Raw genomic sequence first — 24,430 nt, forward strand, 5'->3', positions numbered from 1 at the left:
TCCGATCAGTCAGCACTGACCGATCCTATCACATCTGCTCGGGCATCCGATCGCTCTGAGCCAGGTTCGAGAACCGGGTGATGTTGGCGTCGAACTGCAGCTCCACCGTACCGGTCGGGCCGTGGCGCTGCTTGCCCAGGATGACCTCGGCCTTGCCGTGGACGCGCTGCATCTCGGCCTCCCAGGCGAAGAACTCCTCCGTGCCCTCGCGCGGCTTCTTGTTGCCGACGTAGTACTCCTCGCGGAACACGAACATCACCACGTCGGCGTCCTGCTCGATCGAGCCGGATTCGCGCAGGTCCGAGAGCTGGGGCCGCTTGTCGTCGCGGTTCTCGACCTGACGCGAGAGCTGCGACAGGCCGATGATCGGCACCGCCAGCTCCTTGGCCAGAGCCTTCATGCCGGTGGTGATCTCGGTCATCTCCTGCACGCGGTTGTCGCTCTTCTTGCCGGAGCCGGAGAGGAGCTGGAGATAGTCGATGATGAGGAGGTCGAGGCCCTTCTGGCGCTTGAGGCGCCGGGCGCGGGCGGCGAGCTGGGCGATCGAGATGCCGCCGGTCTGGTCGATGTAGAACGGGATCGTCTGCATGTCCCGGGCGGCGTCGGTGATCTTGTAGAAATCCTCCGGGCGGATGTCGCCGCGGCGGATCTTGTAGGAGGGCACGCCCGACTGCTCGGCGATGATACGGGTCGCCAATTGCTCGGCCGACATTTCGAGCGAGAAGAAGCCGACGATGCCGCCGTTGACGGTCTGCATGGTGCCGTCGGCCTGCTTCTCGCCGCGATAGGCCTTGGCGATGTTGAAGGCGATGTTGGTCACGAGCGAGGTCTTGCCCATGGCCGGGCGCCCCGCGAGGATGATGAGGTCGGAGGGCTGCAGGCCGCCCATCTTGGCGTCGAGGTCGGTGAGGCCCGTGGAGATGCCCGAGAGCTTGCCGTCGCGCTGGTAAGCTTTCGCCGCCATGTCGATGGCGGCGGTCAGCGCGTCGGAGAACTTCTGGAAGCCGCCGTCGTACTTGCCGGACTCGGCCAGTTCGTAGAGCCGACGCTCGGTCGCCTCGATCTGGTCGCGCGGCCGGGACTCGACCGGCGCCTCGTAGGCGCCGTTGACCATGTCCTCGCCGATGGTGATGAGGCGGCGGCGGATGGCCAGATCGTAGATGGTGCGGCCGTACTCGCCCGCGTTGATGACGGTGGTCGCCTCGGCCGCGAGCCGGGCGAGGTACTGCATCGGCGTGACGCCGCCCAGATCGATGTCGCCGAGATAGGTCTTCAGCGTGATCGGCGTGGCGAGCTTGCCCGCCTTGATCAGCGAGACCGACACCTCGAAGATCTGGCGGTGGACCGCCTCCATGAAGTGCTCGGGCAGCAGGAAGTCCGAGACGCGGTAATAGGCGTCGTTGTTGACCATGATCGCGCCGAGCAGGGCCTGCTCCGCGTCGATGTTGTGCGGCGGTACCCGGTATTCGGGCTGCACCGTCTCGAGATTGGCCGTGAGGGCGTTGGGCAGGGCCATGGCGCTTGTCCGTCGCTCCGTTCCGGGCGGCCCCGCTCGGCCGCCCCGTTTCATGCCCGCCGGACCTTGCCTCGGGATGGTGAAGCCTTCCTTAGCCGACCCGGCTCGGAACGGCTGCGACGCCGGCGCCACGACTCCGAAATGAGCCCGAAAACGCGAGACGCCCGCGGCTCCCGGGTCACGGGAATCGCGGGCGTCATGCTGGAACGGATTGAGAACAAGTCAACGCCGAAGCCCGGCGCATCCCCGTTCTCCACCGCGAAGTCATGGGTTTCGAAAGGGCAAGACCTTTTCAGAGGGTCCAGGGCAGAGCCCTGGTGAAGGGAACTCGGGGCGCTGCCCCGAGACCCCGCCAAAGGGATGATCCCCCTGGAATCCCAGGATCAGCCGCGGTCGTCGGCGCCCTCGCCGGCATCGGCCAGGGCCTGGCCGACTTCGAGGCCGAGGTCGTCGAGGTTGAACTGCTCGCGCTCGGTCACCGACTCGCCGCGGGCCTGACGCTCGGCCTCTTCCGGCGAACGGGCGATGTTGACGGTCACCTTGACCTCGACCTCGGGGTGCAGGGTCACCGGCACGGTGTGCAGGCCGAGCGTCTTGATCGGCTGGTTGAGCACGAACTGGCCGCGCTCGACCGTGAAGCCCTCCTTGGTGACGACTTCGGCCAGATCGCGGGTCGAGACCGAGCCGTAGAGCACGCCGGTCTCGCCGGACTGGCGGATCAGCACGAAGCTCTGGCCGTCGAGCTTCTCGGCCACCGTCTGGGCCTCGTTGCGGCGCTCGAGGTTGCGCGCCTCGAGCTGGGCGCGCTGGGCCTCGAAGTGCCGCTTGTTGTTCTCGGTGGCGCGCAGGGCCTTGCCGCGGGCGAGCAGGAAGTTGCGGGCGTAGCCGGGACGCACGTTCACGGTCTCGCCCATCTGGCCGAGCTTGGCGACGCGTTCGAGCAGGATGACTTCCATCTGACTTCTCCTTGAGTTGCTTGGAAGCGAAGATTCGATCAGGCGCTGCCGCTGGCTCGCGGGCGGCGCCGGTCGAGGACGGTGTCGGCGATGCCGAACAGGATCAGGGCGAGCATGGCCACGCCCTGCGTGAGAAAGAGCAGCACGTAGAGGCCGGCGAGCAGGGCGAAGCGCCCGGGCCGGCCGCGGCTGCGGTCGTGGAAGGCGGCGAGCCCCTGGAGGGCGAAGGCCGCGCTGAAGGCGCCCATCAGGGCGATGCCGAGCACGCCGGCATAGCCCGACAGCAGCGACAGCGCGAAGGCGGCGGCCAGCACCAGCAGGGCGGTGCGCGGCATCATGGTCGAGGGCAGGTCCGGCCAGGGACGGAGCAGGCGCCCCGAGATCTGCACGATGCGGGCGGCGGCCCAGAGGTAGAAGGTGAACAGGATCGTCAGGCCCTGGGCGGCGAGCGCCGGGGCGACGGTGGCAAGCGCGTCGGCGACCTCGCTCGCGAGATCGTCGGACTTTTCCGCGCCGCCAGCCTGCGGAGCGGTCTCGGCCGGCTTGTCGGTCGTGTTGGCGGTGCCCTCGCCCGCGGTGCCGCTCTGGGGCGGCGCCGGAATCCGGCCGCGCTGCACCTGGACCTGCACGACCCGGCGGCTCATCGCCGAGAGCTGCGAGCGGAAGGTGTCGTAGTCGGGCGAGGCGATCACGGCGATGGCGACGAAGGCCAGAGCCGCGGTGCCGGCGACCCAGGCGAGCAGGCGCCCGGTGGGATACCACTCGATCCCCCCGTCCGGGCCCGTCCGGCCGAGCACGGCGAGATAGGCGAGCCACCAGGCGGGCAGGGCGAGATAGGCCGCAAAGGCCAGGCCGAGATAGGGCGAGACGAAGAGGGCGAGCGCGAGCGCGCCCGAGACCACGGCGGCAAGTGCTCCGCGGTGACTCCAGCCCAGGCCGACGATCAGGATCGGCAGCGGGGCGAGCAGGTAGAGCAGGATGGCGAGCGTGGTGGCCTTGAGCAGCACTCCGAACAGGAGCGCCGCGACGAGGCCGGCGCCAGCGCCGACAGGAATGTCCTTGGTCATGAAGTCCGCTGTCCCGCTGCCGTGGAAGGGCAGGGTTAGAGGCCGAGTGCGACGCCCCAACGATCGGGCGGCCCCTTCAGGGGAGGCCGCCCTCGCGGTGATGACCGGCCCCGCCCGGGGGCCGGCTCGAAAGCCCTACTTGATGACGTAGGGCAGCAGGCCGAGGAAGCGGGAGCGCTTGATCGCCTGGGCGAGCTCACGCTGCTTCTTGGCCGAGACCGCAGTGATGCGGGACGGCACGATCTTGCCGCGCTCGGAGACGTAGCGCGAGAGCAGCTTCACGTCCTTGTAGTCGATCTTCGGGGCGTTCGCGCCCGAGAAGGGGCAGCTCTTGCGACGACGGAAGAACGGACGACGGCCACCGCCGCCACCACCAGCACCGAATGCCATGATCAGTTCTCCCCGCCGAAGGTGCGCTCAGGACGGTCGCCGCGATCCCCGCGGTCGCCACGGTCACGGTCGCCGCCGAAGCCGCCGCCACCGAAATCGTCGTCGCGGCGGCGCGGACGGTCACCGCGGTCGCGGTCCTTGCGGTCGTCCCGGTCGCGCTTCTGCATCATCGCGGAAGGCTCGGCCTCCAGCTGCTCGACGCGGACGGTCATGAAGCGCAGCACGTCCTCGGAGATCTGCATCTGGCGCTCCATCTCGGCCAGGGCGGCCGGGGGGGCGGAGATGTTGAGGAGCGTGAAATGCGCCTTGCGGTTCTTCTTGATGCGGTAGGCGAGGGACTTGACGCCCCAGGACTCGATCTTCTCGATCGTGCCGCCGCCCGCCTCGATGACGCCCTTGTAGGTCTCGACCATGGTCTCGACCTGCTGCGACGTCACGTCCTGGCGCGCCAGGAAGACGTGCTCGTAGAGAGGCATTTTTGGGCCTTTCCTTGCCAAAGGAGGCCCGGCCCGCGCGGATGGCGGGCTGATCGGGCCGGTTCTCTCGCATTCTATCGGCGCCAAGCCCTTCGAGCCGTTGTGATGGCCCGAGCGGTTGATCGAAGGCGGAGACACGGGACGACGGGTTTTTTGGAGGAACCCTGTGCCGCGCGGGGCGGCACCGTCCGTTCAGCCCCCGGCCGGAGCGAACGCGAAGGCCGGGCCCTTAAAGGCATTTTCCCGTTATGGCAAGGGCGGGGAAGGGGGCGAGGGCAGGGCCGGATCGACCGCGATGTCGAAATGCAGCACCTCTTCCCGGGTGCCGAGCCGCTCGTAGAGGGCGAGCGCGGGGTCGTCGCCGGGGTCGCCCTGGACGAAGATCACCCAGGCGCCCCGGCGGGCGGCGTGGGCGCGCAGATGCTTGATCAGCGCCGTAGCGATGCCGCGGCGGCGGTGCTCGGCCGCGACGGCGAGGTCGTAGAGGTAGATCTCCCGGCGGGCGCGCTCGAACTTGTCGAACTCGTAGGCGACGAGGCCGCCCAGGACGGCCCCTTCGCCCTCTTTCGCGTTCTCCTGCGCGACGAGCACGGCGACGTGCGGTTTCGCGAGGCCCTCGGCGAGCCAGGCATCGTCGGGCGGGGCGCCGTCATAGGTGTCGGGCTCGGCGAAGGCGCACCCGAACAGGGCGTTGAGCGCGCGCATCGCCGGAACGTCGCCGGGGCCGAGGCGCCGGATCGTGACGGCCGGCTCGGTCATGCTCTCCGTCTCCGATGCGATCGCCGATGGGCCGCCTATTTCAGCGAGCCGGCGATGGCCTGCTGGATTCCCAGGATGTCGGCGCCGCGCTTGAGCGTGCGCTGGATCGGATCGGGGCGGCCCGAGACCCAGATCTTCAGCTCCGAATCCATGTCGAAGCTGCCTGCGGTCTCCACCGAGAAGGAGGTGATCGCTCGGTAGGGCACGGTCAGGTACTCGACCTTGCGGCCGGTCATGCCCTGGCGGTCGACCAGGATCAGCCGCCGGTCGGTGAAGATCATCAGGTCGCGGATCACCTTGAAGGCGACGCGCACGCTCTCGCCCGGGGCCAGGACGCCGGCGATCTGCCGGTCCACCTCGTCCGCGGAGAGGTCGCTGCCATGTCCGAGCAGTCCGTCGAGAAGCCCCATGATGTCCCTGCCTCCAGCCTGAGCCGAGGGATGTGGGCATGCCTCGGCCCCACGGCGAGGGGGCGAGCCGTCGCCGCGCCTCAGCGGGGGCGGCGACGGCCGGCTTTCCGTGTCTTCGCCTTGCCGCGGCCACGCTCCATGCAGCTCGCCCAGATGCGGCGGCCGATTTCGTGCAGGCCGAGATTGAGCGGATCGGGCGCGGAGAAGACCTGCGCCCGCGCCTCGCTGCGGCAGAACGCGTCCTGCGGGTTGAGGATCGGCGGCTCGGCCCGGGCGCCGCCGGGATGGGCCGCGAGGCACAGGCCGAGAAGACCGATCCCGGCCATGGATCGGATGATGTGCAAGGCCCGCCTCCCTCGTCGGCGCCTTGCCTCGACGAGGGAGGCTGCGACGCGTCTGCCGGAAATTGGCGGCAAAGCCGGGGAGTGCCAAGCAGGCCCGAGGCCTTTTCCAGCCCCGAGCCGGCGTCCGGCCGGACAAGTTGAAATCAAAGAAAACGCGCCGGGCTCGAAGCGTCCGGCGCGCGATCTCGTCGGGAGATGATCGGAGCGAAAGGATCGTCGGCGGAACATCTCCGTCCGCGCGGCGCCCGATAGGCGCCGCGCGGAGAGGCCTCAGCGGCGGATCTTCACCTTGGCCTTGCGGGCGGCGTAGCGCGCGTCGCGCTGTGCCTTCTTATCCGCGGCCTCGGCCGCCTTGCGCTCGGCGAGCGCGGACGCCTCGGCGGCCTCGCGGGCGAGCTGGGCGGCGAGTTCCGCCTCCTCGCGCACGCGCTTCTCTTCGGCCGCCTTGCGCGCGGCCTCGACGCGGGCACGCTCGCGCTCGCGCGCGCGATCCTCGCGGGCGCGGGCAACCTCGGCGCGGGCCTGGGCCTTGGCGATCATCTCCGGATCGTCGGCCGGCGGCCGGGCCTTGAATTTTTCGAGCAGTGCCGCCTTGGCGGATTGGGAGTTCTGACGGCGGTCTTCGAAATTACGAAAGTCGAATGCGCTCATATGACCTTTCTCAGCGGTGACAGAGCCAGCCGTCGGAGCGATCAAAGTCCGAGCGGCCTGGAATCGGCGCGAACCCTTTTAAACCGGCGCAGTCGATGCACGAGTGCGGCGCAACACGCAACAGAGACCGTGCTTATCCGAGCCGGTTCCGGTCACATTTTTCGGCCTGTTGCGACAAAGCACGCGGTGGAGGGCCGCTCCCGAGTTCAAGTGGGTGGTGGAGCCGTCCCGGACGGCAATGCAGAGACGTTCGGGACGGGGTGGGCGCTGTGAAGCATCGGCCCGGAAGGTGGATGCCAGCTTACGGGCCGATGCCGCATGATCAGTGGGGTGCTCGCCCCGGAGGCGATGTCCGGCGCGGGCGTCTAGCCTGCCTGAAGATTGATGGCCGCCGGCTTGCCGCTGCGGCGATCGTTCTCGATGTCGAACGTAACCTTCTGGCCCTCGGCGAGGCCGCGCAGGCCTGCCTGCTGCACGGCGGAGATGTGCACGAACACGTCCTTGCCGCCGGCATCGGGCTGGATGAAGCCGTAGCCCTTGATCTCGTCGAACCACTTCACGGTACCAGTGTTCATCCGGATTCCTCCTTCGCCGCGCCGCGGCACCCCGTACGGAACGCGTGCCGGCATCGGCCGAAAAAGCCGTCCCGTTCGTCGAAGCGAGCGAGGGAATGAGCCGGTGCCGCATCCCTTTCAGGGACATCGAAGGCCTGGTCAGGGTCGGCCACCGATCGACAACGCATCGTTAATTTCGTTGATCTAACCGTGCAAGCCGCGCGAAGGTTTCCTCGTCATTCGTCAGTGGTCCGACACGTCGGGAAGGGTATCGAAGCTCGATGGAACCTTGGCCGTTCCGCGGCACGGCAACGCCGATGCTTGAGGGTGGGAACGAGATCCCATCGCGTGCGCGGGCAATCTGAACTTTTGTTGGTCTCTCTGTCGGCCGGGGTTCAAGCGCCGGTCACGACCCTGTGAGGCGCGCCCATTGGAAAAGGGGCCGGTTTCCCGGCCCCTCGCTCAGTTTTCGGCTGATTGAACTTCGCCCGTTCCCGCCTCGGCTCTCCTTGCCGGCGGCGCGGTCGCGTCGTCAGTAATCGTAACCGCGCCGGCCGGAGCCACGCCCGTCATAGCGGTCGCGATCACGGAAACGCTGCTCGCGGTAGTAATCGTCCCGGTCGCGCATGCGGCTGTCGCGGCGGTAATCGCGATCACGCTCGCGCTGTGCCCGGGAGCGCAGGTCGATGCCCGGCCCGTCCGGCCCGATGGTAATGGACTGCGCGAAGGCCGGGGCGGCGACCGCCATGGTCGCCGCGACGACGGTTCCGGCGAGCAGGGTCGTCATGGTCTTCATGAATTCTCGCTCCTCTCAGGTTCGGTGACCAATGCATCGCCGCCGGGCATGTTCCGATATTGATCGAATCTGTACGGTGGCCGAGCAACCCCCGGGTCGGGGCCGGGCCTCATCTGAGCATCGTCTCCGGAGCCTCCTGCGCAAAACGAAATCCGGCCCTCCTTCGTGACGCGATGATGCGCGGGCTCCGGTCCGCGGCGCGGTCTGGTATGGGGGCGGGAGGCCTGCCGCGCCGTCGATCGAAGCGGCGGGTCGCCCTGCTCCGAAAGCCCGCCCATGCCCGTCCGCCCGCTGGTCCTCTATCCCGATCCACGCCTGCACCGCGCGGCCGAACCCGTCACCGCCGACGGCGCGGCGCTGCAGGCGCTCGCGGCCGACGTGCTCGACACCCTCGGGGCCGTCTCGGCGATGGGACTGACCGCCCCCCATATCGGCCGGCCGGAGCGGCTGGTGGTGATCCGCCTCCAGCCGGACGAGGCGCCCGCCACCTATGTCGATCCCGTGATCGCCTGGGCCTCGCCGGAGCGGGCCGCCCATCCGGAGGGCAGCGTCTCGATGCCGGGGGTGATCGAGCCCGTGGAGCGGCCGGCGCGGGTGCGGGTGCGCTACCGCGACCTCGACGGAGCGACGCAGGAGGAGGAGGCCGAGGGCCTGCGCGCCGCCTGCCTGCAGCACGAGATCGACCAGCTCGACGGCATCTTCTGGATCGAGCGGCTGACCCGGCTGCGCCGCGAGCGCGCCCTCAAGCGCTTCGCCAAGCTGAGGGCGCAGCAGGCGCGGACGGGCGCGTAGGACCGCGATCCTCGGGGCCGCCCGGTCCGGCCTTCGGTGTGCGGCGGGGAGCGTGGTATGGGGGCGGGCCTCGACCGAGACCCGCCGATGCCCCTTCTGCCGCTCACCCTTCTCCGGGCTTTCGCCGCCCTGGTCCTCTGCGCTCCCGCCGCCGCGGCGCAGGGGACGGCCCCGCGCCCGGGCGATCAGAAGGCCCCGGCCAAGACGTCGAGCGACAAAGCCGCGGGCGACCGGGCGGCCGGCGGGCCGGTGATCGGCTGCACCTCGCTGGCCAACCTGCGCAGCCTCCTGCGCAGCACCGGCGAGGACCGCGCCGCCGCGCTCGCCATCGTCAGCGACCCCAAATCCGACCTCGGCTGCAGCCCCGTCGACCGCGCGGCGGTGACGGAGGTGGCCGACCACCTCGCCCTCAACGGCCGGGCCTACGATTGCCTCGCCCTCAAGGGAACGGCGGTGTGCCACTGGACGGTGGCGGGCGCCGTGACCCCCGCCGCCCGCCCGGCGGCCAGGCCGGCGCGGGGCAAGGAGGCGCCGGGCAAAGGAGCGCCCGGCAGGTAGGGGGCGCCCCGCCTCAGAACCGCGCCGTGAGGAACAGGCGGACGTTGCGGCCCGGCAGCAGGATCTCGTCCTTCTTGAACGAGGCCGAGTTGCGGATGTCGTCGTCGAGCAGGTTGCGGCCCTGCAGCCCCAGCGTCACCTCGGCGGCGCCGTAGAGCGCCGGATCGAGCGCCTGGGTGTAGGCCAGTTCCGCGCGCAGGTCGTTCCAGCCCTTGGTCGGGGTCTCGAAGGTGGCGATCTCGGTGTGGTCGAAGGCATGGAGCAGGTTGATCCGCGCGAACCAGCCATTGGCCCGCACGAAGGCCCCGCCGCCGAGCCGGTGGGGCGGGATGCGCGGCACGTAGCGGCCGTCGTCGAACTGGGCGCGCACGAAATCGTACTGCGCCTCCAGGCCCGCCCAGCCGTCGCCCACGGGCAGGAGGTCGAGCTGCGCCGCGATCTCGGCGCCGTAGAAGGTAGTGTTGGCCTGCGAGTAGACGACCTGACGCAGCTCGTCGCCGCTGCCGCAGGAGGCGAAGTCGTCGTCGCAGCGATTGCCGGTGTCGCGCTTGTAGATGAAGCCGGTATAGCGCGTGAGGTAGCCGGTGGCGTCGATGCGCAGCGGCCCGACGCCCCGGCGCAGGCTCAGCTCCATCGTGCGGGCGCGCTCCAGGCGCAGGGTCGGGTCGCCGATCTCGAAGGTCGCGGTGGCGTCGTGCGGCCCCTGCGAGAACAGCTCGTAGCCCGTGGGCGCGCGCTCGACATAGGAGCCGTTCAGGCTCGCCACGAAGCCGTAGGGCAGATCCTGTAGGGCGCCGATGCTGGCGCTCTTGGGGGCGAAGCGCCTGGTCAGGGCGTAGCTCGCCGGATCGGTGCCGTCGGGCAGGTAATCCCCGGGGAACTGCGTCGCGATGCTGTTGAGCCGGTCGCCCTCGATCCGACCCGCCGCCTGGAAGCGCAGCCCCCCGCCGACGGCCAGTTCCTCGAACAGGTAGCCGGCCAGCACCCGCGACTCGGTCGGCGGCAGGAAGGCCTCGAGCTGCGTGTTGAGCACCCGCCGGCTCGCCTGTACGCCGAGCGCGCCGGTGAGCGTACCGAAGCGGGTCTCGACCGGCACGTGCTGCGCTTCGAAGCGGGCCTCGACCTCGCGGTTCTTGAAGATCGCCTGCACGCCCTCGATCCCGTCCTCCCCGATGCCGATCTCCTCGTGCCGGTAGACCGAGCCGCCGGCCCAGAAGCGCAGGACCTCGAAGGGGCCGTCGAGCGGCCGGTACTCGCCGCGGGCGAGCACCCGGTCCTGGTTCGGGGTCAGGCGGGTGCGGGCCTCCTCCGCCGCGCCGCCGGGGATCTGATAGAGCGCGGTGAAGTGGCTGTAGGCGATGCCGAGGAAGCCGCGGTCGCCGATCGCCGAGATGCCGACAGAGCCCCCTTGGGTCTCGGTGGCCGAGTTGCGCTGGATGCCGCCGGGGATCGCGTAGGAATCGGTCGCGGTCGCGAAGCCGTCGGCGTGGACGGCGATGCCGTTCGCGCCCGCATCGACGCTGGCCGCCCCGAGCCGGCCGTTGTCGACGGTGGTGTAGCCGGTCGTGACCTGCCCCGTGATCCCGCGGGCCGGGATGAAGGTCGGCACTTGGTTGTTCTCGGCCGAGACCACGCCGCCGATCGCGCCCGAGCCGTAGCGGAGGGTCGCGGGGCCGCGGATCACCTCGATCCGGCTGGCGTTGAGCGGGTTGACCGGTACCGCGTGGTCCTCGCCGAGATCCGACACGCCGCCGTTGACGATGCCGTTCTCCTGGATGCGCACCCGGGCCTGGTCGAGGCCGCGGATGATCGGCCGCGAGGCCGCCCCCGGCGCGTAGGTCGAGGCCGAGATGCCGGGCCGGTCGAACAGCGCGTCGCCGAGCGTGCGCGGCTGGTCGCGGGCGATCCGCTCCTGCGGCACCACGGTGACCGGCGAGAAGGTGTTCGTGGCCACCGGCAACACCTCGGCCGCCCGCGCGAAGGGGGCGGCGGGGGAGGGGCCGGCCGCCGGGGCGGCGGCCCGCGCCTGGACCGGGCTGACGGAGGTGACGCTGATCTCCTCCAGCGTGGTGCTCTCCTGCGCCCGCGCCGCCGGAACCGGCGCGACGGTCAGCACCGCCCCGGTCACCAGCAGCATCCGTCCCGAACGTCCGCCCCGCATTCCACCGCCCCGAACCGTCGCGCCGCCCTGACACGTTACAATGTTTCATCACCGGAATGTTACAATGTTGCAAGTCCTGTGCGGGCGCCCGGACGCGGCGGGGCGCGCGACGGGAGCGGACTGTGACCGGTCTGCATCAGGGGACCGATCCTTGGTGCGCTCCCGCACGGTGCCGGTCCTCCCCCGCTGCCCCCCGACCGCACGGTCCTTGTGCCGGCCGGGGCGCGGCCTGACATGACAGGCTTCATGCTCGCCGACCTGCTCCTCCCGACCCTTCGCGTCGCCCTCCTCATCCTCCTCGCCCTCGTTCTGCTCTTCCTCGTTCCGCTCGCGACCCACGCCCTGTGGTGGAACGCGAAGGGGAATCGTGCGGAGAACTGGTCGAGCGCGGATTGGTCGAGCGCCGGCCTCCTACCGCCGGCCGGAGCCGTGCCGGAGGCGCTGGTGCGGGTCTACGCCGCCCGGGTCGGGCGCTGGCGGGGCATCTTCGCCCATCACAGCTGGGTGGTGATCAAGGCGGCGGGCGCCGCCCGCTACACCCGCTACGACGTGGTCGGCTGGGGGCCGCCCGTGCGCACCGACGCCTACGCGCCGGACGGGCGCTGGTTCGGCAACGAGCCGGAGATCGTGCTGAGGCTCGACGGCGCGGCCGCGGCGCGGGCGATCCCCGAGATTCGCGCGGCGGTGGCGGACTATCCCCATAGAAGCCTCGGCTCCTACCGGGCTTGGCCGGGCCCGAACTCGAACACCTTCGCCGCCCACGTCGTCGCGCGCATCCCCGACAACGACGTGCCGCTGCCCCCTACCGCGCTGGGCAAGGACTGGACGCCGCCGGGCCGCATCGCCGAAGTCACGCCGAGCGGCACCGGCCTGCGCCTGTCCTGGCGGGGCTATGTCGGGCTCACGATCGGCTGGGTGGACGGGCTGGAACTCAACCTGCTCGGCGCCGTGGCGGGGCTCGACTGGCGCCGCCCGGCCCTCAAGTTGCCGGGCTGGGGCCGCATCGCCCTGATCCCCGGCGGCGATGCGGGCAAGGAGACGCCGCCGGAGCGCCCGGCGACGCAGCCCGTCTCCGGCTGATCCTTCGCCCGGCCGGCCTCAGCGCTTCGAGGAGGTCTGGCCGGGAAGCGTGATCTCGCCCTGCCACTGGCCGGAAAAGTCCGTCTTCGAGCCGTAGGCGACCGAGTAGGTCCCTTTGCCCTTCACGCCCGCGAACGCGCCCGTGGCCGCGCTGTCCCGGTAGGTGCCCGTCGCCGTGACGCGCCCCTGCGCATCGGTGGCGACCATGCCCTTGTAGACGCTCGACGTCGTGCCGGTCGGCGTCGTGAAGGTGATGGTTCCCTCCACCGGCCCCTGGCCGTTCTTGAGCGTGACGGTCTCCACCCACTGTACCCGAGCGCCGTCGAGCGGCGTGCCGGGGCCGGTGTTGATCCCGGAGGCGGTCTGCTGAAGCCTGACTTCGTTCGGTCCGAGCACCTGCGGCGTCTGGCTCTCGACCCGGCCCGTATAGCTTCCGCCCATCGGCATGCCCAAGGCTGCAGACGACAAGCCGATCGTCAAGAAGAGCGAGGCGGCAAAGATCATCGAATGTCGATTCATCGCGTTTGCTCCCTCTGTGTCTTACTGCGAGCCTGGCCGTGGATAGGCGGCTCGATCCGAGGATGAATTTGAAAGTATTTGCCTGTCAATGGCGGGATCTGGCGGTCGGCCGGCTCGTCTTCGCGAGCGGGACCCGCTCTCCCTGCGGCGCGATCCCTCCTTCGACGGTGGCCTGCGCGGGGGCTCTAAGCCTTTTTCCCGAACCCGGTCCGATCGACGGCAGGGCCGTTCCGGCGAGATCCGGTGCGCGGCCGATCCGTGATAGGGCCGGGCCGGCCGAAGCCCGGCATGAATCCTTATCCCCATCTCCATCCCCTTCCGCGGACGCGATGACCGACCTCACCCTCCGCCCGGCGCAAGCCGCCGACCACGACGCGATCTGGGCGATCCTCGAGCCGATCCTGCGCGAGGGCGAGACCTATGCCCTGCCGCGGGACTGGGACCGGGCGCGGGCGCTGGCCTACTGGTTCGCGCCGGCTCACCATGTCTTCGTCGCGAAGAGCGCGGGCGCGGTGCTGGGCAGCTACTATATCCGTGCCAACCAGCTCGGGCCCGGCGACCACGTCGCCAACGGCACCTACGCCACGCATCCGGCCGCGCGGGGGCGGGGCATCGCCCGGGCCATGGGCCTGCACTCCTTCGAGACGGCCCGGGCGCTGGGCTTTTCCGCGATGCAGTTCAATCTGGTCGTCGCCACCAACACCCGCGCCGTCTCCCTGTGGACGAGCCTCGGCCTCCGAGAGGTCGGCCGCCTGCCCGGCGTGTTCCGCCATCCCACCCTCGGGCCGGTCGACGCGCTGGTGATGCACCGGGAGCTGTAACCCCGCCTCCATTGAACACGGCCGCGCTTGGGACAGATTGATCACCGCGCATCGCGGGTGAGGCGATGCGGGGAGGGCGCCTGCCTTGAGCTTCCTGATCTGCCTCGCGGCGCTCTTCTTCCTGATGGGGATCGCCTATCGCGGCTTCTCGGTCATTCTGTTCGCCCCCGTCGCCGCCATGGGCGCGGTGCTGCTGACCGACCCCACGGCGGTGCCGACCCTCTTCTCCGGGCTGTTCATGGAGAAGCTCGTCGGCTTCCTGAAGCTCTACTTCCCGGTCTTCCTGCTCGGCGCCGTATTCGGCAAGCTCATCGAGATCTCGGGCTTTGCCCGCTCCATCGTCGGCGCCGTCACCGGGCTCTTGGGGGAGGGGCGGGCGATCGTTGCCATCGTGCTGGTGGGGGCGATCCTCACCTATGGCGGCGTCTCGCTGTTCGTGGCGGTGTTCGCGGTCTACCCCTTCGCCGCGGAGCTGTTTCGCCGCTCGAACATCCCCAAGCGCCTGATCCCCGGCACCATCGCGCTCGGTGCCTTCACCTTCACCATGGACACCCTGCCGGGCACCCCGCAGATCCAGAACATCATCCCGGCCTCCTTCTTCAAGACCGACGCCTACGCCGCCCCGTGGCTCGGGATCATCGGTGCGCTCTTCGTGTTCTGCGTCGGCGTCGCCTATCTCGAATGGCGCCGCCGCCGGGCCGGGGACGAGGGCTACGGCGAGGGTCATACCAACGAGCCGCAGGCGGTCGAGGACCGGGTCGTCATCCATCCCGCGGTGGCGATCCTGCCGCTCCTCGTCGTCGGGATCGGCAACAAGCTCTTGCTCGCCTGGATCACCGCCTCTTACGGCGAGCAGGCGAGCGCCGCCCTCACCCCGGAGATGGCGGCCCACCCCGTGACCGTACAGGTCAAGACCGTGGCGGCGATCTGGGCGGTGCAGGGCGCGCTGCTTCTCGGCATCCTCGCCACCGTGATCCTCGGATACCGCAACCTCGCGGAGCGCTTCTCCGAGGGCTCGAAGGCAGCGGTGGCGGGCTCGCTTCTGGCGGGTATGAACACCGCCACCGAGTACGGCTTCGGCGCGGTCATCGCCGCGCTCCCCGGCTTCAAGGTCATCTCGGACGCGCTCTCGGCAATCCCCAACCCGTTGATCAACGAGGCGGTGACGGTCAACGTGCTGGCCGGCGTCACCGGCTCGGCCTCGGGCGGGCTCTCGATCGCGCTCGGCGCCCTGTCGGGCCGCTTCGTCGAGGCGGCGCAGGCGGCGGGCATCCCGCTCGAGGTGATGCATCGGGTCGCCTCCATGGCCAGCGGCGGCATGGACACGCTGCCGCATAACGGCGCGGTGATCACGCTGCTCGCCGTCACCGGGCTCACCCACCGCCAGTCCTACGGCGACATCTTCGCCATCACGATCATCAAGACCGTGGCCGTCTTCTTCGTGATCGGGGTCTACTACGGGACCGGGCTGGTCTGATCGACGCGGTTCGAGCCTGCGCTCAGCGCCGGGCGTTCGAGCGGGCGCCGAGGCTGTCGAGGGCATCCGGATTGGCTCGGCTCCAGGCGTAGAGGAGTTCCACCGGCTCCACGAAGCGCTGCCCGAGCGGGGTGATCCGGTACTCCACGGCCGGCGGCACCGTGCCCTCGACGTGGCGGGTGACGAGGCCGCTGCCCTCCATCTCGCGCAGGGTCTGGGTCAGCATCTTCTTGGAGATGCCGGGCAGGCTGCGATGGAGCACGCCGGTGCGGGCGCGGCCATCGTGGCGGGTGTGCAGCGTGTGCAGCACCATGCTCGTCCACTTGGTCGAGAACAGCGCCAGGATCCGGCGCGGCGCACAATCCTCCCGCCCCGCCTCGTCCGGACTTCCAGGCTCCATGGTGGTGACCTTTCGGTGCCTATGACCCCAAACGGTGCCGTCTAGCGCCGTCCGGACGGGACGCCTAGCTCCTGTCGGGACGGGGCCAGGGACGACAGCGGAGACGAGACATGGCGGGAACGGCACTGATCGCGGGAGTCGGCGGCATCGTCGGCAACAACCTCGCCCGGCATCTGGTCGGGCGGGGCTGGACGGTGGAGGGGCTCGCCCGGCGCCCGCCCGAGATCGCCGGCGTCACGCCGGTCGCCGCCGACCTGCTCGATCCGGACGCGCTCGCCCGGGCGCTGGAGGGGCACGCGCCGAGCCACGTCTTCCTCGCCACTTGGCTGCGCCAGCCGACGGAAGCCGAGAACATCCGCGTCAACGCGGCGATGGTCGCAAACCTCCTCGACGCCCTGCGCCCGGGGGCAAGCGTGCGCCACGTGGCCCTGGTGACGGGGCTCAAGCACTATCTCGGACCGTTCGAGGCCTACGGGAAGGGAAGCCTGCCGCCCACGCCCTTCCGCGAAGACCTGCCGCGGCTGCCGGTCGAGAACTTCTACTACGCGCAGGAGGATGCGGTGTTCGAGGCCGCCGCGCGCGATGGCTTCAGCTGGAGCGTGCACCGCCCGCACACGATCGTCGGCTATGCGCTCGGCAACGCCATGAACATGGGCGTGACGCTCGGCCTCTACGCCACGCTCTGCCGGGAGACCGGGCGGCCCTTCCGCTTCCCCGGCTCGGCGGCGCAGTGGGAGGGGCTCACCGACGTGACCGACGCGCGGTTGCTCGCCCGCCACCTCGAATGGGCGGCGCTGACGCCGGCTGCGCACGACGAGGCCTTCAACGTCGTCAACGGTGACGTCTTCCGCTGGAAATGGATGTGGGGGCGCCTGGCCGAATGGTTCGGCGTCGAACCCGCCCCCTTCGACGGCACGGTGAACCCGCTCGAACAGCAACTGGCGGGCGCCGCACCGCTCTGGACGGAGATCGCGGCGCGCCACGGCCTGATCGAGCCCGACCTGAACCGCCTGGCCTCGGCCTGGCACACCGATGCCGATCTCGGCCGTCCGATCGAGGTCGTGACCGACATGAGCAAGAGCCGGCGCCTGGGCTTCCTCGACTACCAGCCCTCGGACGACGCCTTCTTCGACCTGTTCGCGCGGCTGCGGGCGGACAGGGTCATCCCTTGAGCCGAGGCCGTCCTCACCCGGCCGTGCCGGCCTTCTGCCGGCGGGTCGGGTGAGTCATGGCCTCCAATTCGAGCAACCCGTTGAGCTGGGCCTCGGTCAGCAGGCCCTCCTCCAGCACCAGTTCGGCGACCGAGCGGTTCTCCTTGAGCGCGCGGCGGGCGATGCGGGAGCTGGCCTCGTAGCCGAGCGTCGGCGCCAGCGCGGTGACGAGGCCGATCGAGCCCTGGACGAGGGCGCGGCAGCGCTCCCGGTCGGCCTCGATGCCCTCGACGCAGCGCTTGGTCAGGGTGTCGATGGCCGCGCTCAGCATGCGCAGCGAACTCAGCACGCAGTAGCCGATGGTCGGCTCGAAAGCGTTGAGCTGAAGCTGGCCGCCCTCGGCGCAGAGGGTCACGGTCAGGTCGTGGCCGATCACCATGTAGGCGACTTGGTTGACCACCTCCGGGATCACCGGGTTGACCTTGCCCGGCATGATCGAGGAACCCGCCTGCACGGCGGGCAGCCGGATCTCGCCGAAGCCCGTACGGGGGCCCGACGAGAGCAGGCGCAGGTCGTTGCAGATCTTGGAGAGTTTCACCGCGACGCGCTTGAGCGTGCCGGAGAACAGCACGAAGGCGCCGAGATCCGAGGTCGCCTCGATCAGGTTGGAGGCCAGCACCATCGGCTGGCCGGCGAGCCGCGACAGCTCCTCGACCGCCAGCGCGGCGTAGCGCGGGTCGGCGTTGATGCCGGTGCCGATCGCGGTGGCGCCGAGATTCACTTCGCGGAACAGGCCGACGATCTCGGTCAATCGCGCCACGTCCTCCTTGATCGTGGCGTGGAAGCCGTCGAACTCCTGGCCCAGCGTCATCGGCACCGCGTCCTGGAGCTGGGTGCGGCCCATCTTGAGCACGTCGGCGAACTCCACCGCCTTGCTCTTGAAGGCGTAGGCGAGGTCGTCGAGCGCCTTCACCAGCGGCTGCGTGGCGAAGATCACCGCGAGCCGCAGAGCCGTCGGGTAGGCGTCGTTGGTCGATTGCGCCATGTTGACGTCGTCGTTGGGATGCAAAGCGGCGTAGTCGCCCGGCGCCCGGCCCATCAGCCTCAAGCCGACATTGGCGATCACCTCGTTGGCGTTCATGTTGGTCGAGGTGCCGGCCCCGCCCTGGATCGCGTCGACCACGAAGGCTTCGGCGTAGGCCGGGTCGGTCGCCACGAGGGTGCAGGCCTCGTCGATGATCCTGGCCTTCCCCTCGGGCAGGTAGCCGAGGCGGTGGTTGGCCCGCGCCGCGGCCTGCTTCACCAGGGCCAGCGCCCGCACGAGTTCCGGGTAATGGCCCACCGGCACGCCGGTGATCGGGAAGTTCGCCACCGCCCGCTTGGTGTGGACGCCCCACAGGGCCTCGGCCGGCACCTCGCCGTCCCCGAGCAGGTCGTGTTCCGAGCGGGTCTTCGCCCCTTCCATCGCCACCTTGCGCACGGTGGCGACGGCGAGATCCTCCTCCTGGGGCGGCTTCTCCGCGGTGGCTCGCGCCGCGGGCCCGCGGGCGTTCGGGCGGGCGGCCTTCTCGGCCGCCGCAATAGCCGCGGCCTTCGCCTCGGCTTTGGCCGCCTTCTTTCCCGTGCCGGCCGCGCCTTTGGCCTTCCCGATCACGCCCTTGCCTCCGGCCGCCTCCTTCGCGGAGCGCTTGGCCTTGGTGTCGGATGCCGTCTTCGCCACGGAAATCTCCCCGATGCGTCGGATGACTCGGCCGAATCGTCGATCCGGGCGGCCGGTCACCGTCGGGTCGGTGTTCAGATCTCCGCGTGCCGCACTGTCAACGGTTCGCGGCCTGGTTGGCGTGTCAGGAGCCCCGCGTCGTCAGCATTCGCGCGGACGCGGCGGGGCCGATGGAGCGTCAGAAGAACACCGTCGTGTTGAGGTAGCCGTAGAAGGTGTCGCCGGTATCGGGGGCGTTGGGCGCGTTGCGCAGGAAGTCGCCCTTGGCGAGGTAGGCCAGGCCCGTGTCGAGGATCATCTCGTTGGGGATGATCCAGTAGCGCAGGCGCCCCTCGATCTGGTGGCCGGCGAAGGTTCCGGAGCGGCCGGTGCGGTCGCGGATCAGGGTCGCGGCGAAGGTGTCGGTGGCACTCTCCAACCAGAGCGGCCGGTAGGCGATGAAGGCGTCCCAGACCTTGCTCGGGGTGATCTCGGCGCGGATCGAGGGCGAGATCAGGTTGGCGCGCTGCACCGGGCCGTAGAGCCCGGTCGGGCCGTACTCGAAGCGCCGGGCGCCGAACAGGGTGTCGAAGCGGCTGAACTTGCCGTCGTTGTTCCGGTCGCCGCTGGCATGGTCGTAATGCAGCGAGAGCCGCGGCTTCCATTCGTGCTCGAAGGTGTAGCCGACCTCGGCATGGACGAAGTAGGCCGAGACGGTGAGGTCGCGAAGGTCCGTGGCCGCCGCCGTCTCGCGGGCGAGCCCGGTCTGGTAGATCGCCTCGAGATCGTAGTCGAAGGCGCCGACCTGCGGCTGGCGCGCCAGCCGCATCCCGGGGGTGAACAGGCGCCGGTCACGGGTCTGGACCGAGCGCAGGCCGGTGCCCGAATCCTGCTCGTAGAGGCCGTAGCCGTAGAGCTCGAACGTGCCGCCGAAGATGTTGGCGAAGGTGTAGGAGGCGCCGAAGAGCTGCAGGTCCAGGCTCTCACGGTCGAACGCGATGCCGTTGTCGAGGATGCCGTTCACGTCGTCGGGCAGACGCGTGTGCGGCATCACCCACAGCGCCGTGAACTTGTCCTTGTCCAGGCCCTGCCAGTCGAAGGTCACGCCGGTATAGGCGTTGATGGTATTTCGGAACTGCTGGCGCGAGACGAGGCGGCGCGAGCCGATGTTCTTGGTGAAGCGACCGACCGTCAGGCTGCTCTTCGAGCCCTCGCCGCCGAAATCGCCCGTGTCGAAGTTGAGATAGGCCTGGCCCGGTTCGAGGGCGTTGATCTCCGTGGTGAAGGCCGAGGAGTTGCGCTGCTGGAAGTAGCCGCGGCTGTCGAACAGCTCGACGCCCAGCCGCACCGGACCCTTGACCCCGTATTCCACGTGCAGGGTGGTGAGGTACGAGTTCAGGACGTCGTTGGCGGCGAAGGTCGGCACCGGGCGGAACTGGTTGGCGATGCCCTCCACCCGCGACCGGAACGAGCCGCTGATGCGCCAATTCTCGGGCTCGCCGAGGGCCTTGTAGAGGAAGTTCGGCGGCTGGGCCGGCGCCGCCGCGAAGTAGGGCCCGTCCTGCTTCCGCCGCGCCGCCGCGGTCCCCACCTGCGTCCGGGCGGTCGAGACCCCAGTCGCGGAGGGAGACGGTCCGCCGGCCGGCGCGCCCTGGGCCAGGGCGGGGCCGGCAAGGGGAGGGGCCAAGGCGCCGACAAGCAACGACGCGTACAAAACCGATTGCTTCACGGCGTTGCCTCTGTTTTCAAGGAAAATTTGCTTCGAGAGGGCTAGAGATCACCTAATATTTTATACAAGTGCAAGAAGCGTCGCGGTTGTCAGGGCATTTTCCGGACGGGACGATGCCCGCCGCTCCGGCGCGATGCCGGTTTTCCACATCGGGCGCATCGTCATAAATTCAATGATATCAATCGTATAGCCTCGGATCGGACGTCGCCTCCTGCTGCTGGCGCTTTGTCCCCCTGAGGCAACGCGGCGATGAAAAGTCCAGTATTGTCTGCGGATTCCGGGATTAAATCGGAAGATGTTCGGCGCGCGCGGCGCGCGCGGCGCGTGCGGCCGCCGTGCAACCGTTCCGTGCGACCTCGGTCGCCGGCTTTCGCGGATGACAAGCGCGGCCGCCCGCCCCACTATGGCGTGCTGCCGCCCGCCGGGTGGTTCAAGGAAGGTTCGCCGATGCGCCTCACGGACGTGCTCCTGCTCGTCGCCCTCGCCGCCGCGGCGGCGACGCCGGCCCGCGCGCAGGATCTCACCGGGACGCTGAAGAAGGTGAAGGAGACCGGTGCCCTCACCATCGGCACCCGCGACGCCTCGGTGCCTTTCTCCTATCTCGACGGCAACCAGCGGTCGGTGGGCTACGCCTACGAGATCTGCCTGAAGGTGGCGGATGCGGTCAAAGCCCATCTCAAGCTCGACAAGCTGGAGGTGCGGCTCAACCCCGTCACCTCCGCGACCCGCATCCCGCTGATCGCCAACGGGACGATCGACCTCGAATGCGGCTCGACCACCAACAACGCCGACCGCCAGCGGCAGGCGGCCTTCACCAACACCCACTTCCTCACCGCGACGCGCTTCGTCGCGAAGAAGGAGAAGGGGCTCGACAAGACCGACGACCTCAAGGGCCGCACCGTGGTCTCGACCTCGGGCACGACCAACATCCGCCAGATCAACGAGATCAACGCGGCCCGCGGCCTCGGCATGCGGATCCTGCCCGCCAAGGACCACGCGGAGGGCTTCCTGATGATGGAGACGGGCCGCGCCGACGCCTTCGTGATGGACGACGTGCTGCTCGCCGCCCTGGTGGCCGGCTCCAAGACGCCCGAGGCCTACGCGATCTCCTCGGAGGCCCAGTCGCGGCCGGAGCCCTACGGCATCATGCTGCGCAAGGACGACGCGCCCTTCAAGGCCGTGGTCGATGCCGCCACCGCCGCCCTCTACAAGAGTCCCGAGGGGCCGGCGCTCTACGAGAAGTGGTTCACGCAGGCCATCCCGCCGCGGGGCATCAACCTGAAGCTTCCCATGAGCGAGGCGATGCGCAAGGCCTTCGCCAACCCCAGCGACAGCGCCGACCCGGCCGCCTACTGAACGCGTGCCGCCGATGCCCGCGGCAAGTCCGCGACGAGTCCGCGACGAGTCCGCGGCCGCATCGGAGGAAGGGCGGGCGACGGGCGTTCGGTGGGGTGCGAGAGCGGGGGAGCGGCGGTGAACTACCACTGGAACTGGGGCATCTTCCTGGAGCCTTCCCCGGAGGGCGCCGGCACCTATGCCGACATGCTGCTCTCCGGGCTTGCCTGGACCTTGGCCACGGCCCTGTGCTCCTGGGTCATCGCCTTCTGCCTCGGCTCGCTGGTCGGCGTGATGCGCACGGTCCCGTCGCGCGCCGCCAACGCGGTCGGCGCGGCCTATGTCGAACTGTTCCGCAACGTGCCGCTGCTCGTGCAGATGTTCCTCTGGTACTTCGTGCTGCCGGAGCTTCTGCCCGCGGGGCTCGGTGCGGCCGTCAAGCAGATGCCGGACGCGCCCTTCTACACGGCGGTGCTGTGCCTAGGCTTCTTCACCGCCGCGCGGGTGGCCGAGCAGGTGCGGGCGGGCATCCGCTCGCTGCCGCGGGGACAGGCGCAGGCGGGCACGGCGCTCGGGCTCACGCTGGCCCAGACCTACCGCCACGTGCTCCTGCCCAACGCCTACCGGATCATCCTGCCCCCGCTCACCTCGGAATTCCTGAACAACCTCAAGAACACCTCCGTGGCGCTGACCATCGGCCTGCTGGAGCTGACCGCACGCGCCCGCGCGATGCAGGAATTCTCGTTCCAGGTGTTCGAGGCGTTCACGGCGGCCACGATCCTGTACGTGGCCGTCAACCTCGTGGTGATCGCGGCCGCGACCCTGCTGGAGCGGCGCGCCGCCGTGCCGGGAGGCCGCTGATGTTCGGCAATCTCGACCTCTCCGTCGTCACCGCCTCGCTGCCCTACCTCTTCGCCGAGGGCATGGTGTTCACCCTGACGCTCACCGCGCTCGCGGCGAGCGGCGGGATCGTGCTCGGTACGGGTCTCGCGCTGCTGCGGCTGTCCGGGGTGCCGGGCCTGACGCACGCGGCCAAGCTCTACGTCGAGCTGATGCGCTCCCTGCCGCTCGTGCTGGTGATCTTCTGGTTCTACTTCCTCGTGCCCTATCTCGGCGCCTGGGCCACGGGCTCGCCCACGCCGCTGCCGGTCGGCGCCTTCGCCAGCGCGCTGATCACCTTCACCCTGTTCGAGGCGGCCTATTTCGCCGAGATCGTGCGCGCGGGCATCCAGTCGATCCCGAAGGGGCAGAGCGCGGCGGCCCAGGCGCTCGGCATGAGCTACGCCCAGACCATGCGGCTCGTGGTGCTGCCGCAGGCCTTCCGCAACATGGTGCCGCTGCTGCTCACCCAGACCATCGTGCTCTTCCAGGACACCTCGCTCGTCTACGTCCTCTCGCTGACCGACTTCCTCGGGGCCGCCTCCAAGGTGGCGCAGCGCGACGGGCGGCTGGTCGAGATGTATCTGTTCGCCGCGCTCGTCTACTTCGCGGTCTGCTTCACGGCCTCGCTGCTGGTGCGCCGCCTCCAGGCCCGCACCGCGATCGTCCGCTGATCCGATGAGGACCCGTTCATGAATCCGTCCTCGATCCCGACCGCGGCGCCGGCCCCCGGCGGAACCATGATCGCCATCGAGTCGGTCTCGAAATGGTACGGCGACCTCCGGGTCCTGACCGGCTGCACCACGGCGGTGGCGCGGGGCGAGGTGGTGGTGGTCTGCGGTCCCTCGGGTTCGGGAAAGTCCACGCTGCTCAAATGCGTGAACGCTCTGGAGCCGTTCCAGGAGGGGCAGATCACGGTCGACGGCACCCGGGTCCGGGACCGGGGCACCAACCTGCCGCGGCTGCGCGCCCGGGTCGGCATGGTGTTCCAGCATTTCGAGCTGTTCCCGCACCTGAGCGTGACCGACAACCTCACGCTGGCCCAGCGCAAGGTGCTCGGGCGCCCGAAGGCCGAGGCGGCCCGGCGCGGCCTCGAATTGCTCGACCGGGTCGGGCTCTCGGCGCATGCGCGGAAATATCCGGGCCAGCTCTCGGGCGGCCAGCAGCAGCGGGTGGCCATCGCCCGGGCGCTCGCCATGGACCCGATCGTGATGCTGTTCGACGAGCCGACCTCGGCGCTCGACCCGGAAATGGTCGGCGAGGTGCTCGACGTGATGGTCGAACTCGCCCGCGAGGGCATGACGATGATGGTCGTGACCCACGAGATGGGCTTCGCCCGCAAGGTGGCCGACCGGGTGGTGTTCATGGATCGCGGCGAGATCGTCGAGGACGACCGCAAGGACACCTTCTTCGACCGGCCGCGCAGCGAGCGGGCTCAGCAGTTTTTGTCGAAGATTCTCGCGCATTGAACAGATTATATGACCGCCCGGTTCTCCCAAGAGGGGCATCCCGGCTGTATGCTGGGGCATCCACGGCCGAAACCGGTCTTGTCGAGCGCGCGTTGACCTGTGGGGTGTGCCTCTGATCCGCGCCGAGCGGGCAGGGACTACGTCACGAAGAGGCCCGTTTTCGGTCGGGGCTGACCACCACCTCTTACGGCGCTTGCGTGATGCCGCGTTACTTCTTCGACATCAACGACGGCACCGATCTGAAGGATGAGGTGGGCCGCGAGATCCGGGAGCCCCTGGCTCTGCGCCGGGAGGCCCTGCGCGTCATGACCGCGCTGATGGCCGCCGAAGCCGAGGACAGCCAGGACTGCACCCTGGTCCTGACGGTGCGCAACGGGAACGGGGACAGCGTCATGACGATCCGGCTCGTCTGCCAGATCGACGACGGCTGATTCGGGCGGA

Annotated in this window: 27 protein-coding genes; 11 read left to right on the forward strand and 16 right to left on the reverse strand. The window is 69.6% G+C overall.

Annotated elements, in window-relative coordinates; genetic code table 11:
• Nucleotides 1–28: 28 nt before the first annotated feature.
• From BY998_RS14385 to BY998_RS14435, 11 genes are all read right to left on the reverse strand, one after another.
• A complete protein-coding gene (locus BY998_RS14385) occupies nt 29–1,516 on the reverse strand; it encodes a replicative DNA helicase (protein ID WP_110352298.1) in 1,488 nt (495 codons plus the stop codon).
• A gap of 383 nt (nt 1,517–1,899) precedes the next feature.
• On the reverse strand, nt 1,900–2,472 hold the full coding sequence (rplI, locus tag BY998_RS14390; RefSeq protein ID WP_110352299.1) for a 50S ribosomal protein L9: 573 nt from the start codon (nt 2,470–2,472) through the stop codon (nt 1,900–1,902).
• 38 nt (nt 2,473–2,510) lie between these two features.
• Nucleotides 2,511–3,539 (reverse strand): DUF2232 domain-containing protein, encoded by a 1,029-nt coding sequence (locus BY998_RS14395; protein WP_110352300.1) that lies wholly within the window; start codon nt 3,537–3,539, stop codon nt 2,511–2,513.
• Nucleotides 3,540–3,674: 135 nt separating this feature from the next.
• Nucleotides 3,675–3,929, reverse strand: coding sequence for a 30S ribosomal protein S18 (gene rpsR / locus BY998_RS14400; RefSeq protein WP_110352301.1), 255 nt, complete (start codon nt 3,927–3,929; stop codon nt 3,675–3,677).
• A gap of 2 nt (nt 3,930–3,931) precedes the next feature.
• Complete coding sequence (gene rpsF / locus BY998_RS14405; protein WP_110352302.1) at nt 3,932–4,405, reverse strand: 30S ribosomal protein S6; 474 nt, start codon at nt 4,403–4,405, stop codon at nt 3,932–3,934.
• A 246-nt stretch (nt 4,406–4,651) separates the two neighbouring features.
• Nucleotides 4,652–5,164, reverse strand: coding sequence for an AAC(3)-I family aminoglycoside N-acetyltransferase (locus BY998_RS14410; RefSeq protein ID WP_110352303.1), 513 nt, complete (start codon nt 5,162–5,164; stop codon nt 4,652–4,654).
• Nucleotides 5,165–5,199: 35 nt separating this feature from the next.
• Complete coding sequence (locus BY998_RS14415; protein ID WP_110352304.1) at nt 5,200–5,574, reverse strand: PH domain-containing protein; 375 nt, start codon at nt 5,572–5,574, stop codon at nt 5,200–5,202.
• A gap of 80 nt (nt 5,575–5,654) precedes the next feature.
• Complete coding sequence (locus BY998_RS14420) at nt 5,655–5,900, reverse strand: hypothetical protein (RefSeq protein WP_110352305.1); 246 nt, start codon at nt 5,898–5,900, stop codon at nt 5,655–5,657.
• Between the two features lie 288 nt (nt 5,901–6,188).
• Nucleotides 6,189–6,569 (reverse strand): DUF6481 family protein, encoded by a 381-nt coding sequence (locus tag BY998_RS14425; RefSeq protein WP_110352306.1) that lies wholly within the window; start codon nt 6,567–6,569, stop codon nt 6,189–6,191.
• A gap of 365 nt (nt 6,570–6,934) precedes the next feature.
• Complete coding sequence (locus tag BY998_RS14430; RefSeq protein WP_110352307.1) at nt 6,935–7,144, reverse strand: cold-shock protein; 210 nt, start codon at nt 7,142–7,144, stop codon at nt 6,935–6,937.
• A gap of 511 nt (nt 7,145–7,655) precedes the next feature.
• The gene (locus BY998_RS14435) at nt 7,656–7,919 is read right to left on the reverse strand and encodes a hypothetical protein (RefSeq protein ID WP_110352308.1); all 264 of its coding nucleotides are present in this window, start codon (nt 7,917–7,919) and stop codon (nt 7,656–7,658) included.
• Between the two features lie 276 nt (nt 7,920–8,195).
• On the opposite strand from BY998_RS14435, the gene BY998_RS14440 reads away from it, so the two are divergent.
• Both BY998_RS14440 and BY998_RS14445 read left to right on the forward strand, forming a co-directional pair.
• Entirely contained in the window at nt 8,196–8,711 is a 516-nt protein-coding gene (locus tag BY998_RS14440) for a peptide deformylase (RefSeq protein WP_110352309.1), read from the forward strand.
• An 87-nt stretch (nt 8,712–8,798) separates the two neighbouring features.
• On the forward strand, nt 8,799–9,269 hold the full coding sequence (locus BY998_RS14445) for a hypothetical protein (RefSeq protein WP_110352310.1): 471 nt from the start codon (nt 8,799–8,801) through the stop codon (nt 9,267–9,269).
• Between the two features lie 13 nt (nt 9,270–9,282).
• On the opposite strand, the gene BY998_RS14450 is transcribed toward BY998_RS14445, so the two are convergent.
• Nucleotides 9,283–11,406, reverse strand: coding sequence for a TonB-dependent receptor (locus tag BY998_RS14450; protein WP_110352311.1), 2,124 nt, complete (start codon nt 11,404–11,406; stop codon nt 9,283–9,285).
• Nucleotides 11,407–11,676: 270 nt separating this feature from the next.
• Between BY998_RS14450 and BY998_RS14455 the strand changes: the two genes are divergently transcribed.
• A complete protein-coding gene (locus BY998_RS14455; protein WP_110352358.1) occupies nt 11,677–12,510 on the forward strand; it encodes a DUF3750 domain-containing protein in 834 nt (277 codons plus the stop codon).
• Between the two features lie 18 nt (nt 12,511–12,528).
• On the opposite strand, the gene BY998_RS14460 is transcribed toward BY998_RS14455, so the two are convergent.
• Entirely contained in the window at nt 12,529–13,029 is a 501-nt protein-coding gene (locus tag BY998_RS14460; protein WP_110352312.1) for a hypothetical protein, read from the reverse strand.
• 329 nt (nt 13,030–13,358) lie between these two features.
• Here BY998_RS14460 and BY998_RS14465 point away from each other — a divergent pair, with 329 nt between their 5' ends.
• Together BY998_RS14465 and BY998_RS14470 are read left to right on the forward strand one after the other, a co-directional pair.
• A complete protein-coding gene (locus BY998_RS14465; protein ID WP_110352313.1) occupies nt 13,359–13,850 on the forward strand; it encodes an N-acetyltransferase in 492 nt (163 codons plus the stop codon).
• A gap of 85 nt (nt 13,851–13,935) precedes the next feature.
• The gene (locus tag BY998_RS14470; protein ID WP_110352314.1) at nt 13,936–15,327 is read left to right on the forward strand and encodes a GntP family permease; all 1,392 of its coding nucleotides are present in this window, start codon (nt 13,936–13,938) and stop codon (nt 15,325–15,327) included.
• 22 nt (nt 15,328–15,349) lie between these two features.
• On the opposite strand, the gene BY998_RS14475 is transcribed toward BY998_RS14470, so the two are convergent.
• Entirely contained in the window at nt 15,350–15,727 is a 378-nt protein-coding gene (locus tag BY998_RS14475; protein ID WP_110352315.1) for a helix-turn-helix domain-containing protein, read from the reverse strand.
• A gap of 110 nt (nt 15,728–15,837) precedes the next feature.
• Here BY998_RS14475 and BY998_RS14480 point away from each other — a divergent pair, with 110 nt between their 5' ends.
• A complete protein-coding gene (locus BY998_RS14480; protein WP_110352316.1) occupies nt 15,838–16,899 on the forward strand; it encodes an SDR family oxidoreductase in 1,062 nt (353 codons plus the stop codon).
• A gap of 13 nt (nt 16,900–16,912) precedes the next feature.
• On the opposite strand, the gene BY998_RS14485 is transcribed toward BY998_RS14480, so the two are convergent.
• Nucleotides 16,913–18,598, reverse strand: coding sequence for an aspartate ammonia-lyase (locus BY998_RS14485; protein ID WP_110352317.1), 1,686 nt, complete (start codon nt 18,596–18,598; stop codon nt 16,913–16,915).
• A 178-nt stretch (nt 18,599–18,776) separates the two neighbouring features.
• Nucleotides 18,777–20,306, reverse strand: a complete 1,530-nt coding sequence (locus BY998_RS14490) for an alginate export family protein (RefSeq protein WP_110352318.1) — start codon at nt 20,304–20,306, stop codon at nt 18,777–18,779.
• Between the two features lie 447 nt (nt 20,307–20,753).
• Here BY998_RS14490 and BY998_RS14495 point away from each other — a divergent pair, with 447 nt between their 5' ends.
• The 5 genes from BY998_RS14495 (at nt 20,754) to BY998_RS14515 (ending at nt 24,420) form a co-directional block, all read left to right on the forward strand.
• Nucleotides 20,754–21,662, forward strand: a complete 909-nt coding sequence (locus BY998_RS14495) for an amino acid ABC transporter substrate-binding protein (protein WP_110352359.1) — start codon at nt 20,754–20,756, stop codon at nt 21,660–21,662.
• Between the two features lie 117 nt (nt 21,663–21,779).
• The gene (locus BY998_RS14500) at nt 21,780–22,502 is read left to right on the forward strand and encodes an amino acid ABC transporter permease (RefSeq protein WP_110352319.1); all 723 of its coding nucleotides are present in this window, start codon (nt 21,780–21,782) and stop codon (nt 22,500–22,502) included.
• Nucleotides 22,502–23,194: an ABC transporter permease subunit gene (locus tag BY998_RS14505; RefSeq protein WP_110352320.1), complete on the forward strand. Its 693-nt coding sequence runs from the start codon at nt 22,502–22,504 to the stop codon at nt 23,192–23,194. Before BY998_RS14500 ends, BY998_RS14505 begins: the two co-directional genes overlap by 1 nt.
• Nucleotides 23,195–23,260: 66 nt before the next feature.
• The gene (locus tag BY998_RS14510) at nt 23,261–23,989 is read left to right on the forward strand and encodes an amino acid ABC transporter ATP-binding protein (protein WP_146221784.1); all 729 of its coding nucleotides are present in this window, start codon (nt 23,261–23,263) and stop codon (nt 23,987–23,989) included.
• Between the two features lie 200 nt (nt 23,990–24,189).
• Complete coding sequence (locus BY998_RS14515) at nt 24,190–24,420, forward strand: hypothetical protein (RefSeq protein ID WP_110352322.1); 231 nt, start codon at nt 24,190–24,192, stop codon at nt 24,418–24,420.
• Nucleotides 24,421–24,430 lie beyond the last annotated feature (10 nt).

Source organism: Methylobacterium sp. B4, from assembly GCF_003201865.1.
Lineage (GTDB): Bacteria > Pseudomonadota > Alphaproteobacteria > Rhizobiales > Beijerinckiaceae > Methylobacterium.

Excerpts from the sequence above, each read along its gene's own strand:
- BY998_RS14510 (WP_146221784.1), top strand. The coding sequence starts at position 23,261 with ATGATCGCCATCGAGTCGGTCTCGAAATGGTACGGCGACCTCCGGGTC.
- BY998_RS14460 (WP_110352312.1), bottom strand. The coding sequence starts at position 13,029 with ATGAATCGACATTCGATGATCTTTGCCGCCTCGCTCTTCTTGACGATC.
- rplI (WP_110352299.1), bottom strand. The coding sequence starts at position 2,472 with ATGGAAGTCATCCTGCTCGAACGCGTCGCCAAGCTCGGCCAGATGGGC.
- BY998_RS14515 (WP_110352322.1), top strand. The coding sequence starts at position 24,190 with ATGCCGCGTTACTTCTTCGACATCAACGACGGCACCGATCTGAAGGAT.
- BY998_RS14475 (WP_110352315.1), bottom strand. The coding sequence starts at position 15,727 with ATGGAGCCTGGAAGTCCGGACGAGGCGGGGCGGGAGGATTGTGCGCCG.
- BY998_RS14445 (WP_110352310.1), top strand. The coding sequence starts at position 8,799 with ATGCCCCTTCTGCCGCTCACCCTTCTCCGGGCTTTCGCCGCCCTGGTC.
- BY998_RS14395 (WP_110352300.1), bottom strand. The coding sequence starts at position 3,539 with ATGACCAAGGACATTCCTGTCGGCGCTGGCGCCGGCCTCGTCGCGGCG.
- BY998_RS14505 (WP_110352320.1), top strand. The coding sequence starts at position 22,502 with ATGTTCGGCAATCTCGACCTCTCCGTCGTCACCGCCTCGCTGCCCTAC.
- BY998_RS14420 (WP_110352305.1), bottom strand. The coding sequence starts at position 5,900 with ATGGCCGGGATCGGTCTTCTCGGCCTGTGCCTCGCGGCCCATCCCGGC.
- BY998_RS14410 (WP_110352303.1), bottom strand. The coding sequence starts at position 5,164 with ATGACCGAGCCGGCCGTCACGATCCGGCGCCTCGGCCCCGGCGACGTT.
- BY998_RS14385 (WP_110352298.1), bottom strand. The coding sequence starts at position 1,516 with ATGGCCCTGCCCAACGCCCTCACGGCCAATCTCGAGACGGTGCAGCCC.
- BY998_RS14425 (WP_110352306.1), bottom strand. The coding sequence starts at position 6,569 with ATGAGCGCATTCGACTTTCGTAATTTCGAAGACCGCCGTCAGAACTCC.
- rpsR (WP_110352301.1), bottom strand. The coding sequence starts at position 3,929 with ATGGCATTCGGTGCTGGTGGTGGCGGCGGTGGCCGTCGTCCGTTCTTC.
- BY998_RS14495 (WP_110352359.1), top strand. The coding sequence starts at position 20,754 with ATGCGCCTCACGGACGTGCTCCTGCTCGTCGCCCTCGCCGCCGCGGCG.
- BY998_RS14415 (WP_110352304.1), bottom strand. The coding sequence starts at position 5,574 with ATGGGGCTTCTCGACGGACTGCTCGGACATGGCAGCGACCTCTCCGCG.
- rpsF (WP_110352302.1), bottom strand. The coding sequence starts at position 4,405 with ATGCCTCTCTACGAGCACGTCTTCCTGGCGCGCCAGGACGTGACGTCG.
- BY998_RS14430 (WP_110352307.1), bottom strand. The coding sequence starts at position 7,144 with ATGAACACTGGTACCGTGAAGTGGTTCGACGAGATCAAGGGCTACGGC.
- BY998_RS14465 (WP_110352313.1), top strand. The coding sequence starts at position 13,359 with ATGACCGACCTCACCCTCCGCCCGGCGCAAGCCGCCGACCACGACGCG.
- BY998_RS14455 (WP_110352358.1), top strand. The coding sequence starts at position 11,677 with ATGCTCGCCGACCTGCTCCTCCCGACCCTTCGCGTCGCCCTCCTCATC.
- BY998_RS14435 (WP_110352308.1), bottom strand. The coding sequence starts at position 7,919 with ATGAAGACCATGACGACCCTGCTCGCCGGAACCGTCGTCGCGGCGACC.
- BY998_RS14480 (WP_110352316.1), top strand. The coding sequence starts at position 15,838 with ATGGCGGGAACGGCACTGATCGCGGGAGTCGGCGGCATCGTCGGCAAC.
- BY998_RS14450 (WP_110352311.1), bottom strand. The coding sequence starts at position 11,406 with ATGCTGCTGGTGACCGGGGCGGTGCTGACCGTCGCGCCGGTTCCGGCG.
- BY998_RS14440 (WP_110352309.1), top strand. The coding sequence starts at position 8,196 with ATGCCCGTCCGCCCGCTGGTCCTCTATCCCGATCCACGCCTGCACCGC.